General features: G+C 40.2%; 7 protein-coding genes and 1 pseudogene. 2 read left to right on the forward strand and 6 right to left on the reverse strand.

Going from position 1 to position 15,302, the window contains the following annotated elements; genetic code table 11:
* Window positions 1-103: 103 nt before the first annotated feature.
* The 6 genes and pseudogenes from QNI22_RS02915 to QNI22_RS02940 all read right to left on the reverse strand — a co-directional run bounded on the left by QNI22_RS02915 (window position 104) and on the right by QNI22_RS02940 (window position 10,045).
* Window positions 104-2,266 carry a xanthine dehydrogenase family protein molybdopterin-binding subunit gene (locus tag QNI22_RS02915; protein WP_314509106.1) on the reverse strand — a complete coding sequence of 721 codons (2,163 nt, stop codon included), beginning with the start codon at window positions 2,264-2,266 and terminating at the stop codon, window positions 104-106.
* Window positions 2,263-2,739, reverse strand: a pseudogene (locus QNI22_RS02920) ((2Fe-2S)-binding protein). The gene QNI22_RS02915 and the pseudogene QNI22_RS02920 overlap by 4 nt, the downstream one beginning before the upstream one ends.
* A gap of 42 nt (window positions 2,740-2,781) precedes the next feature.
* A complete protein-coding gene (locus QNI22_RS02925; RefSeq protein WP_314509107.1) occupies window positions 2,782-3,885 on the reverse strand; it encodes an alpha/beta hydrolase in 1,104 nt (367 codons plus the stop codon).
* Between the two features lie 367 nt (window positions 3,886-4,252).
* On the reverse strand, window positions 4,253-4,870 hold the full coding sequence (locus tag QNI22_RS02930) for a hypothetical protein (protein ID WP_314509108.1): 618 nt from the start codon (window positions 4,868-4,870) through the stop codon (window positions 4,253-4,255).
* Between the two features lie 226 nt (window positions 4,871-5,096).
* Window positions 5,097-6,494 (reverse strand): OmpA family protein, encoded by a 1,398-nt coding sequence (locus tag QNI22_RS02935; RefSeq protein WP_314509109.1) that lies wholly within the window; start codon window positions 6,492-6,494, stop codon window positions 5,097-5,099.
* Window positions 6,495-6,529: 35 nt separating this feature from the next.
* Window positions 6,530-10,045, reverse strand: coding sequence for an MBG domain-containing protein (locus tag QNI22_RS02940; RefSeq protein WP_314509110.1), 3,516 nt, complete (start codon window positions 10,043-10,045; stop codon window positions 6,530-6,532).
* A 690-nt stretch (window positions 10,046-10,735) separates the two neighbouring features.
* Between QNI22_RS02940 and QNI22_RS02945 the strand changes: the two genes are divergently transcribed.
* Together QNI22_RS02945 and QNI22_RS02950 are read left to right on the forward strand one after the other, a co-directional pair.
* Complete coding sequence (locus tag QNI22_RS02945; protein WP_314509111.1) at window positions 10,736-13,141, forward strand: glycoside hydrolase family 95 protein; 2,406 nt, start codon at window positions 10,736-10,738, stop codon at window positions 13,139-13,141.
* A gap of 155 nt (window positions 13,142-13,296) precedes the next feature.
* The gene (locus QNI22_RS02950; RefSeq protein ID WP_314509112.1) at window positions 13,297-15,222 is read left to right on the forward strand and encodes an alpha-L-fucosidase; all 1,926 of its coding nucleotides are present in this window, start codon (window positions 13,297-13,299) and stop codon (window positions 15,220-15,222) included.
* Window positions 15,223-15,302 lie beyond the last annotated feature (80 nt).

Genomic DNA, 15,302 nt, shown 5'->3' on the forward strand with positions numbered 1-15,302 from the left:
GTTTTTTTAGTATTCTACGTGTCACATTACTGTGGCAGAATTTTGATCTCATACTTGTGTATAGAAACCCTGTATTCTTTGGATACAGGGTTTTTGGTTATAGTTATATCTCATCCAGTGCAAATGGTAATTTACGGATTCGTTTACCTGTCAGATCAAAGATGGCATTACAGAGGGCAGGGGCAAAAGGAGGAAGTCCTGGTTCTCCGACACCACCCGGTTTCTCATTATTTTCCATAATATGTACTTCTATCTCTGGAATATCGAGGATACGAGGCATCAGATAGGTATCAAAGTTTTTCTCTACAGTCATTCCATCCTGAAAGTGAATAGCATGTAAACAGGCTGCGCCCAGCCCCATAACAATAGCACCTTCTACTTGTGCCTTGATTATATCCGGATTAACATACCAGCCGCAGTCCATCAACGCGATTATTTTATCAATTTGTAGCTTTTTATCCGCATTTCGGGACACAATCACAATATGGCCAGCTATGCTTCCGAAACATTGGGTAATCGCTACTCCCCAACCTTTGGTTGTACGCGATTTCCAACTACTGACTGCTTCCAGTTTATCTATAAAAGCCTGGTAGCGATTTTCCAAAAGATGCCTTCTTCGAAAGTCCATAGGATCTTTTTGTGCTTTGTGGGCCAGCTCATCTATAAAACTTTCACAGGCAAATCCATTGGTTGAAGCATATACCGAACGCCACCACATGACAGGCATTGGCACCCGATTTCCTATACCTGCAAAGCTATAATGTGGGATTGATTTATAGTAGGGTTGTAACAATCCTTCTATTCCTCCTTTGTTGTACCCTGCAGGTTCAGGATCTGCATAAGGCGTTGAACTCCATTCCTGTCCAATCCATTGGGTAGAGGTAATAGTCTGGAATGCCATAATTTTTCCTTCTTTATCCAAACCTCCCCGACAGGCAAAAAAAGCTCCAGGACGAAACGGTCCTGCTATCATATCGTCTTCCCGTGTCCATACTACCTGCACAGGTGCATTGAGTTCTTTTGAGAGCAAGGCGGCTTCATGAGGATAATCTGTAAACGCTTTACGGCCAAAACCCCCACCCAGAAATGTCATGTGAACAGTTACATTTTCAATGGGTATGTTCATTCGCTGACTAAGATCTGCTTGTGTCCAGTTGGCTTCCTGTAAAGGGCCCCACACATCTATCCTGTTATCATGTACATGCACAGTGCAGTTGAGTGGTTCCATACAGCTGTGAGCCTGATAAGGTGTTTCGTATACTACTGACAATGTATCTGAAGCTTGCTTAAAGACTTTCTCAAACTGGGGCGATGGAGCAGGTTTTTTGAGATTCTGACGCATTTGTACTTCCATTTGCTCTGTGCTTACATAATCAAAACCTGTGTCATCCCATTCTACACGCAATACTTTGCGACCCTGCATGGCTGCCCATATCGAATTAGCAACTACAGCTACTCCTTCATACAAACTTCCAAATACAGCCCTTTGTACTTTGCACACATGTTTTACTCCTATTATTTTTCTTGTTTCTGTATCATCAAAACTTTTTACTTTCCCCCGAAACCGTGGATTTCGTTCAACGACGGCATAGAGCAGGCCTGGTAACTTTTTATCCAAACCAAAAACTGCTGTACCATTGACTTTAGAAGGAATATCATTACGAGGAAGAGGTTTACCAATAATGGTATAGTCTTTTCGTTCTTTTAGAGTTACATTGGAGGGAGGTTTTATTTTGGTAGCTTCTTCCACCAGTGAACCATAACCTGCTTTCTGGTTAGTCGGCTGGTGGTATACCTGTCCATTTTTAGCAGAACATTCTGTTACAGGTACATTCCATTGCTTTGCTGCTGCCATAATGAGCATTTGGCGTGCTGTAGCTCCCATCTTTAATAGTTGTTGACACCAGCCCCTTACCGAAAAACTACCTTCCTGTGGTTGTGGACCATACTTTTTGGGATTAGCTGATGCGGATACTACAGTGATCTGATCCATACCTACTTCCAACTCTTCTGCCAGGATTTGTGGAATGGTCTGCTGAGTGCCTTGTCCCATCTCTGACCGATGATTCATTAGCTTTATATCACCATTCGTATCTATGGATATCCAGGCTACCAGTTCAATTACCGAACTCGCGGTTTGTGAGTTTATCACTTTTACTGTGTGATCACAGCCTGAGATGTAGTAACCCAGCGTTAATGAAAGCGTTGAGAGCCCTGATAAACGGATAAAATCTCTGCGGGAAAAGGATTCTTGCTGGTCTTTCATTCTGTGGTTTGTTTTTTGGAAAAGGTGGCAGCTGTTTTAATGGCTTTTCGTATTCGGGTATAAGTGCCACAGCGGCAGATATGTCCCTGCATTGCCAGGTTAATATCTTGGTCCGTAGGATTGGGATTCTCTTTGAGAAAAGCCGCAGCTGTCATAATTTACCCACTTTGACAATAACCACACTGAGGTACTTGCTCTGTAATCCACGCCTGTTGTACAGGATGTGAATTATCTATTGATAAACCTTCAATGGTAGTTATTGGTTGGTCCGTTACTGCTGATACCGGAATAGAACAAGATCGGACAGGTGTTCCATTCAAATGGATTGTACAGGCTCCGCATTGTGCTATGCCACACCCAAACTTTGTTCCGGTCAAACCTACCAGATCCCGAATTACCCATAGTAGTGGCATAGCTTCCTCAGCCTCAATTGTATAACGTTTCTGGTTGATCAAAAGTGTGTAAGAAGGCATAGTAGATAGTTATAAAAGATACTTCTGAAAGTTGGATGTAGTTTAATTAGCAGGTTCAAACACAAGATGACGCTCAAAGAAAGGTAAGAGGCGCGAATAAAAGCGACCGTTTTCTGTCCAGGTCTTGTCCCAGGGATCACCCCGGTATTCTTCTGCTTCATGTTCTATACCGAGATCTTCCAGCTTTCTGCTGAATTCCTGATTGGAATATACATGTGCCTGAGTGGGATCGAATCGCCCCCAGTCAAACGCTATGCCCCTCATCGAACGTAGATTGGATGCGGATTCTTCTAGGGTAGCATCCAATAAAAAACCATCTTTTGTTTTCTTCGTGTTAGCTGTATGTAGCTTGGGTTCACCTTTTTCAGGTTCCATGAAGTAATCACAATAAAAAGGAGGACGATTGGGGTTCGGCAAAAATGCCTGACTGACCGTTATAAAGAGTTTTGAACGGCCATCACTACCAAGCTCATCGACTGTTTTGCACTGATATAATTTTTTCCAGTCCACCTGTACATAAGACCACGGAATCTGCCCTGATCCGGTAGCAACCGGATGTAATGCATACACCACACTGAAAAGATCCGCATGAACCATTGCTAGTTTCAGTGCTCCACGGCCACCCATGAAATCTCCTGCCAGACCCCGGCTATTCCGATGTGGAAGTGTTCTGAATCGTTTATCAACAAAGGGGACCAGTTCTTTGGTAATAAAGTCAAGCCAACGTCCGGAAATAGGAGAGTTTTCATAAATGCTTCCTGTAGTGGGAGTACTAAAGTCAGCAGCTACAAAAATGAAATCCTGAATCATTCCATTTGCTATACCTCGATCAAGTAGTTTAATCAAATTGCCATTTTTAAACAGTTTTTCAGCACTCCAGAAGATGCTATGAAAGTAATAAATTACCGGATATGATTTTTTGGAGGAGGCATATCCTGAAGGTAGATATACTTTGATAGTTCGGTTTGGGTCTAGCCCAATCCGGTTTTCTTTTAGAATCTCAGATGGGAGTTTTTCTGTTAGCAGAGTTCCTTGTTTTACTTCTGGAATCTGCAAAGAGGTAACTTTTGCGTTTGATTGGGCAAGTCCAGTGCTAATCAAGTCTGTAAAGACTAACAAAAAAATCAGAAATTTCAGATGTGCCATGTTATGAAAAGTTAGATTAGAAGAATCTTTGATGCGGCAATACTGATTATTCAGGATATAATCAAACCTGATTTACTATGTGCTGGTGTTGAATTGAAAGTACAAAGGAAAATAATCTGAAAAATAGAGGATTGACCACTTACATATGTGGGTATACCAAATACTGTATTTTATTGATTAGGAGAAATCGGGATTACCATCTTTATGATAATTTAAAAGCCACAGGAATTGGAGCATTAGATAATGAATCCTGCAAAGTGAGTATAGTAGAGGTAAACCTATGCTATACTCACTATATCAAAAATACTGATAGGCAGAAGTAAATGGTGATGTTTGGTAGTAGATATTTTGAATTAGGGAGGTCGACCTAGTTTGTGCCAATATAGTGGACAAAATCCAAACCTTCCAGATAGGATATCTTCCAGACCCCATTTTCTTTCTTAGCCTGTACCTTGTAATAAAAATCATTTCCCCAGGTCCATTGAAATGATGCCTGATCAGAGGACTGTTTCAGGTTAGTAATTACCAGTTTATTCCAGTATTCCTCTGGATTATCCTGACAATTACACCAAGCATTTACATCTGTTGAATAAGGAGACATATCGTTTTTGAGCCATTCTACTTTTCCTTGTTTCAGATCCTGGTCTATACGTGAGGCTATATTCTGGTAGTTTTTTAGGAAATCGTTTGAAAAGAATCCTGTTTGCTCCAGTGTTTTTATTCGTTCGTTCTGTGCATTCCAGTCGATACCGGAATAAAGCGAGTCAGACGTGGTTTTCGTAATAGGGGTGAAATCTTCAGCGATACCTTCCTTTTCATACCACTCATAGGTCTTTCTAATAAGAGCTGTTAACTCAATACTATCGGTAGCAATAGATGTTGATTGATTTACAGAATGATGTTCTTCTGATTGTTCAGATTGACTGCAATCAGTAAATACTAACAAAACAACTATAAATGTTGCGAAATACAGGTAGGATTTCATTGGTAAAACATGTTAGGTTTTGCAAGTACGGAATAGAATAGGAAATGTAGGTAATCAGATGCTGTAATTCTTTCAACGTATAACCAACTCTGGTAGAAATGTAAAAACAAAGCCTTAGTCCAATATACTATCAAACTAAGGCCTTGTTTTAAGAAATGATAAGGGTTATATAATCTGGGATCACTAAATAAGAGTTAACAGATAGTGGGTTATTGTGATATCGCACTTATTTGGTTTCTGGCGATTCTATCTCGATTTCTACGCGTCTATTTTTTCTTCTGTTTTGTTCAGACGTATTAGGAACCAGTGGTTGACTTTCTCCTGCTGAATCCACATTCATTCTGTTTCTGGCAACACCCTTTTGTGCAAGGTAATTAGCTACTAGGGTAGCACGTTTTTTTCCTACACGGAGGTTTACTTCTTCTGTACCCAGATCACAGGTATGTCCCACAATAGAAACGCTTAGTTCCGGATGGGCTAGCAGAATCGCTGCGACACTATCCAGGTGCGATTTCATACTTTCAGGAATTTCAGTTTGACCCAGTTCGTCAAATTCCATTGGTTCTTCTACAACCTGCTTTTCTTTATTGGTTATTGTCTTCTGAGAAGGTGATGGCGTAGTATTTGATGGAGTATTGGTTGGCTGATTCTGCGTTGTTTCCACTTGTTGTTCAGTAGTTTCAACCTTTTTATCTTCTTCCTGTGTTGTTTTCTGTGGTTGAGTTGCCGGAACATCGGTAGTCACAGCTTGTGGCTTATTTGCCTCTGTATCTGCATCTTTTGATTTACGTTTACCAAAGGTCAAACGAACCTGTACCCCAAATCCTGTTAGTTTTGGATTGCTTGCATACCCAGTGCTCAATACGCTGGATGTTTTTATTGCATTGACATTGGTTGATTCATATGAAACTAATGGCTGGTTATGTGCCCCTTTTCTCATATTGGTAAGACCATAATCCACATAGATTCCTGTATATAAACGCAAGACTGGAGAAAGTCTGAAACTAAGTCCTGTAGCTGCACTCAGTGTGGCAGTAGGTTTCAGGGATGTTTTGGTTGCGCTTTGCCAGTTATTTACAGACCCAAATCCGTGTTGTGGTAAATCGTGAACCTCTACATTAAAATCCGGATAATATCCGGTAGTAGTTATCTGGGCAGACTTTGTTTTGATAGTTGCATTAAATGGAAATATAATACGTGTACCTGCATCGATATACCATTGTGTTTTCTCTCCATCTGTATGATATTGTAACATAACAGGTATACCTACAGCCCAGAAACGTTGATCTTCTTTGTATCCTATCGTGCTTACATTGTATTGAAAGGCAGATCCTTCAGTATCCACCTGATAGGAAGAAAATACAGCACCATCTCGTAATGTTACTTTGGTAGCGTAATAACTACCGGAAATCCCTGTAAGTAATCCCCACTTTGATGCTAACGGAAATGTATAATTTACACCCAATGAAGCCCCTGGTTGTAACCGCACATTACTAGTAGGTAACGTATACTTCAGACCTTGTAACCCACCATTTAATTCAACTCCAAACTCCTGTGCACTGGCAGCAAAAGGGCTTGCCAGAAAAAATAACCAGGCTGATATCTTTATATATTTATATTTCATCGTTTTACTTTTTAGAGAATAGGAACTTTACTAATTTAGTTTACTATCACGTTTACGGTTGCTTTCTGACCGTCGTTCAGGATCAGTGTAACAATGTACATACCACTTACTAAAGGCATTGTTACCTGATTTTCCTGTTTTACAGAAGTTATCTGTTGTGCTACATTCCCTACAAGATTTGTGATAATCAGTTTGGCTCCCTGCAAAGCCGTATTTGTATAGTTGCAGGTAATGGTAACAGTTTCTCCCGGCCTGGATGGGTTTGGATAGACTTTAATACCACTGGCTACTGTACTACTACCTGTTAAAACAAGGGCACAAGATTGTACTGTATTTCCATTGTTATCGGTGGCGAGCACATAGTAAGATCCATTCAGCGTAGATGATTCATTATAGAAGTCTTCTGTTGCTCCAGCAACTGCTGCCCCATTTTTATACCATTGCCATGATACATAATTTCCACCTGTATTATCAAAGAAGATTACATCGTTCCAGTGTTGTCTTACCCGACCAAATAATTGATAGGTAAAATTGTTCTCTATAGGTTCTGCAGGAAAATGGTTTGCATCACCAGGCTGGGTAACAGTAACTATTGTGGATCCTTCATGAACAGGTGTCAGTATATCACCATTGATAGTAGCAATGTTGGTGTTAGTTATTATATAGTTTACAGGTAATCCACTGTTTGTAATGGCTGTTAGTTGCATTGGAGCAGCCGAACCATCACAGCCCACTGTTAAATCCTGTTGCCAGGTGATAAACTGTGGTGCTTTTGTGATAGTCAGCACATTTCCAGTATAGGTAATGATGTAATTAGCTCCTGCGCTGAGTGTATTCTGATTAATAGCATACACACCTGCATTTTCTCCTGAATCTCTGTTAAGGCTCCCTGAGAGTACACTGTTATTATCTCCATTTTTAAATCCGGAAACTATAAAAGTGAGAGCTGGATCTGCAGTTCCATATACTTTGCTTTGGGCATCAGCCGTAATCAGCAGAGAGGCCTGAGTAATAGTTAAGCTATTATCTGTGAGTGAGATACTATAATTATTTCCAGCGGAAAGGCCACCTTGTGTTATTGTATATGTGCCAACGTTTTCTCCTGTTACACGTGATAATGTACCTGTCAGAATACTAGCATCATCTCCACTAACAAATCCACTGGTAGTATAGGTAAATACAGGATCAGCTTCACCATATACTTTACTCTGGACATCAGCTACAATCTGAAGTGTGGCTTTAGTAATCGTCAAGGTGTTGGACGTATAGGCAATAGTATAGTTATTGTTAGTTACACTCAGCGTATTTTGATTGATTGTATAACTTCCTGCATTTTCACCAGTATTGCGGCTAAGTGATCCTGTAAGAATACTGCTATTGTCACTACCAACAAATCCGGAAGCTATATAGGTGAGCAGAGGATCAGATGTACCATATACTTTACTCTGTGAATTGGCGACAATAGTGATTGGTGCCTTTGTAATAGCCAGAGTTGCACTCTGATAGGTAATGTTGTAATTAGTAGACGTATAACCATTGGGTGTAATAACATAGTTACCCATAGTAATAGCACCCTGTGAAGTACCAGTATAGAAAAGGCTACCAGAAAGATTTGTAGTTGTATCTCCATTTACAAACCCACTGAATGTAACTCCATTGCCTCCCGTATAACCAGAACCGTTATAGGCGCGTGTATCATTGTTAGCAATAATGGTAAGTGGAGCCTTATTGATGGTAAGTGTAAATGTCACTTCCGGGGCTACATCATAGGTATTATTTCCCAGTTGACTACCTGTGATGGTTACAGTTCCTGCAGCTACTATTCTTATTTTCCATTTGTTTCCATCTGTCGCGTCCTGATAGGGGAGTGCTACACTGGTGTTGCTGGAACTATAGCTGACGACTAAGCCTGAACTGGTTGTTGCACCGGGTTCAAAATCTATATCTCCATACGTTTTGATAGTATTTGATGCGCTAATTGTCTGTGCAATTGAACCTGTATTTTCATAAGCTCCAATATCTATAAAGCTACCATCTGCATGATGGGTAATCCGGCTATTGCCTGCGAGATCATTACTGGTCACATTTAATCCAGGATACAGAGCATTCTTTCCTGCGTTCACCAGCGGACTACCCAGAATTACCTGATAGTTTCCTGTGGCAAAAGGAGCCGTAGCAAAGGAAGGGGCCAGGATAAATTGGGGATTCGTAGCACCATCCAACATATGTGTGCCAGAATTAGCAGTTATACCTTGAATTAAACTGTATTCATTGGTAAGAGTGCCTAGAGTAGTAATCCCCGAGCTATTGCCATACACAACACTATTGTAAATAGCCAGAGAAGAAGTATTATCTCCGTACACAGCTCCTGCTGTGGTAGCATTATTACCAGCAATAGTGGAATTGATCATAGAAACACTACTTCCATTTGCATATACTGCTCCACCAATACCTGTTGCTTTATTTCCGGAAAACAGCACATCTCTGAAAGACCATGTTCCTGCACCGGCAAAAATTCCACCACCATTTGTTCCGGAAGAGTTTCCTCTGAACTGCACCTTGTTTGCATTAACACCTCCATTGTTGCCACCATAAATAGCCCCACCGAAAGAGGTAGCGTTATTGGAATTGAAAGCAACATTTGTAAGGCTAGGTGTAGAATTTAAAAAAATATAGATGGCACCACCTACATCTGCGTTGTTATTCGTAAACGTAACAGATGTCAATGAAGGAGAAGAGTCGGAGTAGTTAGCCATACCTCCACCATTGGAGCTACTGTTGCTGTCAATAACGACATTTGACAAAACAGGGGAGCTACTGTAAATACAAAAAATGCCCCCACCCAAATTAGACGCATTGTTATTAGTAATAATCAGATTACTTAATAGTGGAGAAGCCGCGTTTGTCAGATACAACCCACCTCCATAATAACAGTAAACATTTATAGTGGAAACAGTAAGAGTTATAGCATTATTTGCATTTCCTCCTGTAATCGTAAAACCGTTTAATTCAGCACCACCAACTGTATTAACACCAAGAACAACGTGATAAGCATTATCAGAGGCATCATTGGTTGTACCAAGATCTCCACTCAAAATAGTGGAATTTGCTATATTGGTTAAATCACGGTTACTTACAGACATTTCAGTTCCTGCAAAACCACCATAGATTTTTACATCTGTGGGCAATTTGAATGTTTTGGCTCTATTGTCGCCGGAACCATCCACTGTATACATAGGGTAATAAGTTCCCCCTGATACCCAGATTTGCTTGACAGTTTCTGAAGTACCCGTATTCAATAGAGTGGCTACCTGAATAGCATTACCTAGTTCACCCATTGCATTGCCCCAGCTATCGCCAGTACCTGATGAACCTTTTTTAACATACAAAATACCATTGGCATCAGGTGTCTGTGCCCAGGTCGCAGTAGTAAGACCTAAAAAGGCAAGAAAACAGCATATATGAAGTTGAGGGTTCCATAATACAGATCGACACTGTAAATAAAAAAATAGAATAAATCGTTGAATAACAGATGGGTAGTGAAAAGACATAAGTAGGATTTTTCTCATTAATCAGACCTGGAAATTTTGTCGCAAATTATCGGACTGTCCAGCTAAAAAAAACGTAAAAATACCTGTGATATAACTTTTACAGATTTGAGGGAAAACAAAGGAGTGCAAATCTATTATACTTTAGATATAAAATCAGGGCTGGTCTGAATCCAAATGGACGATGTGTCTTTATTGGATGGTAGTAGTTTGGTTAGTTGTAGCCAAAAGTAGGAATGAAAGCCTTCTTTTATATATAAGTTATTTAAAATAAGTAGTAAATGAAAATGAAGTAAGCTTCGTAATTAGCAGGTTTGAGGATGGAAAAAATATTTAAATTTTGCGTTAAGTTCTTGATTGATTATATCAAAAATGAGGAATCTAAATACAGCTTTTGAGTATATTCTTCTTAATATTACAACTTGTTGGATAATTGTAAATAACCATTACTGATTTGAAATGTCTGTACTCACTCTGGTATACAATAGAAATTTTAGGGCTGATGATATTTTTACTATTTTGAATACTCCATACCATATTGACATATCTTTTACTTCTATGTATGGCGTATGAAAATATAGTTATCTGTCTCTTCTAAACCCTATAGTTAATACATTACTATTTCTTCGGCTTTGTCATTTTTGTTTCACAATTCATTCAATGATAGACATTTTCAAACAAATTCCTTATACAATGTTCTTACAAATAGGTAGAAAGTTCATCCTTTGCTTACTTTATGGATTATTTACAATTCATGTCTTTGGACAGTCTGATCATTTGCTTTGGTATAAACAACCTGCAGAGCATTTTGAAGAAAGTCTGGTTTTGGGCAATGGCAGAGTAGGAGCTACTGTTTTTGGTGGTGTAGCAACTGATAAGATTTACCTGAATGATGCTACATTATGGTCGGGGGAACCCATTCCACCGAATAAAACACCGGATGCTTACAAACACATTGCAGAGATTCGGCAAGCGCTTCAAAATGAAGATTATCGGCTTGCAGATCAACTGCAACGGAAAGTTCAGGGTAAGTTTTCCGAATCTTTTTCTCCGCTAGGTACATTAACTATAAACTGGAAACATGAAAACCAGTTTCAGAACTATTCCCGTCAACTGGACATACAAACTGCTGTTGCCAAAACTGTCTATGATATAGGTCAGACAAAGTTTACCCGTGAATATCTGGTTTCTTATCCGGATAAAATCTTTGCTATAAAGCTAAAAAGCAGCCAGCCCGGAAGAATAAATTTTGACATTCAGTTTAACAGTTTGCTTAAATACAAGCCAACAAGTAAAAACCAGATCTTACAGGTCGAAGGATATGCTCCTATCAAGGCTGAGCCCGGTTATCGGAACTTAAAAGACCCGATTCAATTTATAGAAGGGCGAGGTACCCGTTTTTCCGTACTTGCAGGCTTGAAAACTGCTTCAGGTAAAGTTATCACTACAGATAGTACACTAGGTGTCCGAAATGCAACAGAAGTTGTGATCTATGTTTCAGTAGCAACAAGCTTCAACGGATTTGATAAGAATCCTGCCACAGAAGGTCTCAACAATCATGAGATTGCTTTACAGCAGCTCAATCATGCAATGAAAAAGCCCTTTTCCCAGATCCAAAAAGACCATACTGCCGATTATCAACAGTTTTTTAACCGCGTTTCGCTGGATCTGGGAGGCTCAAATGTTTCTGAGCTACCTACTGATGAACGCTTGAAACGCTATGATACGGGTGAAGAAGATAAAAAGCTGGAGGTTTTATACTTTCAGTACGGACGGTATCTGCTTATCAGCAGTTCTCGTACCCCGGGTGTTCCAGCCAACCTACAGGGTATATGGAATCCCTATATGCAACCACCTTGGAGCAGCAACTATACCACAAATATCAATGTACAGGAAAACTACTGGCTGGCAGAGAATACCAATCTCTCCGAAATGCATCTGCCTTTAATGGGCTATATTAAAAACATAGCTGCTACAGGCAAAATTACTGCTCAACAGTTCTATGGAGTAAAGGGCTGGTGTCTGGCGCATAATTCAGATATATGGGCAATGACTAATCCAGTAGGTGATTACGGGCAGGGTGATCCGGGCTGGGCTAACTGGAACATGGGAGGTACTTGGATTGCTACTCATCTCTGGGAACATTACCAATTTAGCAAAGACATAGATTTTCTTAAGAACGAAGCATATCCTTTGATGAAGGGAGCGTCTCAGTTTTGTCTGGACTGGCTGGTTTCAGATAAAAATGGTAAGCTGATTACTTCTCCTTCTACCTCTCCGGAAAATCTTTACCTTACCCCGGATGGCTATGCAGGGGCTACTCTTTATGGGGGTACTGCTGATCTGGCCATGATTCGTGAATTATTTCAGCAAACGATTTCGGCATCTGAAGCATTACATTCGGATGAGGAGTTTAGAAATAGTTTGTCCAAAGCATTGGCTCAATTATATCCCTATCAGATTGGTAAAAAAGGTAATCTGCAGGAGTGGTATTATGACTGGGAAGATCAAGACCCCAAACACCGACATCAATCCCATCTGTTTGGATTATTTCCTGGTCATCATATTAGTCCTTCTCTTACACCTGATCTGGCCAAAGCCTGTGAGCGAAGTCTGGAAATTAAAGGAGATGAAACAACCGGATGGTCGAAAGGGTGGCGTATCAATCTTTGGGCTCGTTTGGGTGATGGAAACCATGCCTATCGGATGATTCGGGAATTGCTGCACTATGTAGAGCCAGATGCTATACGGAGTCGTAGTTCTAATAAAGGTGGTACCTATCCTAATTTATTTGATGCGCATCCTCCATTTCAGATTGATGGGAATTTTGGAGGTTCTGCTGCCTTTGCAGAAATGTTGGTCCAGTCCTCCGAAGATAAAATTCATCTTTTACCTGCTCTGCCAGATGTATGGAGTACAGGCTCTGTCAAAGGTATCTGTGCCAGAGGAGGTTTTGAAGTTTCTATTAGCTGGAAAGACAAACAACCTCTAACTGTAACAATTTTCTCCAAGCGGGGTGGTTCTACAACGGTAGTCTTTAAACAACAAACCAGAAAAATTACTCTTAAGCCAGGTCAGAACTTGCAAATAAACTGGTGATTGTTATTTACTGAGAAGCATATACTATTTTGTTCAAATCAAGTGTATTTTTGCTGCCATACCGGATTATCAGATTACTATTTAAGTACTGCAGGCATAGCTACTAAAAATACAGTTGCCGGTGATAGCTATTACCTGTAAAATTTCTTCTAACTATGAGAATACTCTTTTTTTCGGCCATTGCTGCTTTTATCTTTATTTGTTGTGCTTGTACTCCAAAAGAGCCACAGAGCCCGCCTTCCGGGTATGGAGCATTACCTTCTCCACAACAGATTGAATGGCAGCAAATGGATATGTATGCATTTGTCCATTTCACAATCAATACATTTACTAATAAAGAATGGGGATATGGTGATGAAGATCCTGCGTTATTTAATCCAACTGAATTCAATGCCGATAGTATTGTAGCTGCTGCAAAATCTGCAGGACTGACAGGTTTGATTCTAACATGTAAGCACCACGATGGCTTTTGTTTATGGCCTACCAAAACTACCACACATAATATTAGTAAAAGCAAATGGAAGGATGGGAAGGGGGATCTGGTGAAAGAGTTTTCGGAAGCTTGTAAAAGAGGCGGAATCCGATTTGGGGTATATCTTTCTCCTTGGGATAGAAACAATGCCAAGTATGGCGAACCTGAATATCTGGAGATTTATCGTGCTCAAATGAATGAATTGTTGACTCAGTACGGCCCTGTTTTCGAAATCTGGCATGATGGTGCGAATGGTGGTGACGGGTATTATGGAGGGTCTCGAAAAACAATTAAAATTGATCGTTCAACCTATTATAAGTGGACAGAAACTTGGGGTTTAGAGAAAAAACTGCAACCACAAGCTGTTATCATGAGTGACATTGGTCCGGATGTTCGTTGGGTAGGTACAGAAACAGGATTCTCCGGAGATCCTTGCTGGGAAACTTTTACTCCTGAAAGTGATAAAGATTCCTCCGAACCAGCTCCCGGACAGGTGCAATATTGGAAATCGCTGAATGGTACCCGCAATGGTCGCTATTGGCTACCTGCTGAAACAAACTTCTCTATTCGTCCGGGTTGGTTTTATCATACCAGTGAAGATGATAAGGTTAAAAGTTCCAATGAGCTAATGAACCATTATTTTGCGTCTATTGGCCATGGAACTACTATGTTGTTAAACATACCTCCAACACCTAAAGGATTGGTGCATCCTACAGATCAGGCTTCGCTGGCAGGTTTTGGGAAGCTTATCAAAGAGATGTATGCTGTTAACTACGCAGAGGGAGCAACCATAACCACCAGTAGTGTCAGAGGTGCTACTAAAGACTATGCTCCGGAGAATGTATTGGATAATAACCCTTTTACATACTGGGGTACAGAAGATACGGTAACAACTGGAGAATTAACACTTACCCTGAAAGCTCTTTCTACCTTTAGTGTTTTCCGGTTACGGGAAAATATCAAACTGGGACAACGCATTGATGACTGGGCAGTGGATATATGGGAAAACAATCATTGGAAAGAGGTTGGTAAAGGATCTGCTATTGGCTATTGCCGTCTGGTTCGTTTGACTCAGCCTGTGACTACACAAAAGGTACGTGTCCGAATCACAAAGTCAGCAGCAAGTATTTGTTTGAGTGATGTAGCTTTATTTAAAGAACCTGTACCTCTTGCAGAGGCAGTCGGGAAATCACAAAAAGGAATAGTTGATAAAAAGGGATGGACTACAGATGCAAAACTATCTGCTGCTATTGATAACAATGACCAGACAAATGTAAACCTGAGCATGGATGAGTGGAAAAAAATATCTTCACAGGGACTAACTGTTGATATGAAGAAGGCAGTGAAGATCAAAGCATTTACTTATCTGCCAGTGAGAGACAATGGATATGTAGATAAATTTAACTTCTATACCAGTCAGGATGGAAAACGCTGGGATTTACAAAAAGCAGGAGAGTTTTCAAACATTAAGGCCAATCCTATTTCACAGCGTGTTGATTTAGAGAAACCAGTTAGCGCCCGTTATTTCCGGTTTGAGCCATTGCATGTGATTAGGTCTTTTAATCAAAAAGAAGCGGTAGGAATTACAGAGTTGGGAATTATTGAGTAACCAAACATCCTAGGATATTTTACATATTGCCAGATTGAGTATCTCATAAGTGATACTCAATCTGGCAATTGTTTTTAGTG

The sequence above is a fragment of the Xanthocytophaga agilis genome (genome assembly GCF_030068605.1).
Lineage (GTDB): Bacteria > Bacteroidota > Bacteroidia > Cytophagales > 172606-1 > Xanthocytophaga > Xanthocytophaga agilis.

Coding starts and splice junctions, on each gene's coding strand:
- QNI22_RS02915 (WP_314509106.1), bottom strand. CDS start 2,266: ATGAAAGACCAGCAAGAATCCTTTTCCCGCAGAGATTTTATCCGTTTA.
- QNI22_RS02925 (WP_314509107.1), bottom strand. CDS start 3,885: ATGGCACATCTGAAATTTCTGATTTTTTTGTTAGTCTTTACAGACTTG.
- QNI22_RS02930 (WP_314509108.1), bottom strand. CDS start 4,870: ATGAAATCCTACCTGTATTTCGCAACATTTATAGTTGTTTTGTTAGTA.
- QNI22_RS02935 (WP_314509109.1), bottom strand. CDS start 6,494: ATGAAATATAAATATATAAAGATATCAGCCTGGTTATTTTTTCTGGCA.
- QNI22_RS02940 (WP_314509110.1), bottom strand. CDS start 10,045: ATGTCTTTTCACTACCCATCTGTTATTCAACGATTTATTCTATTTTTT.
- QNI22_RS02945 (WP_314509111.1), top strand. CDS start 10,736: ATGTTCTTACAAATAGGTAGAAAGTTCATCCTTTGCTTACTTTATGGA.
- QNI22_RS02950 (WP_314509112.1), top strand. CDS start 13,297: ATGAGAATACTCTTTTTTTCGGCCATTGCTGCTTTTATCTTTATTTGT.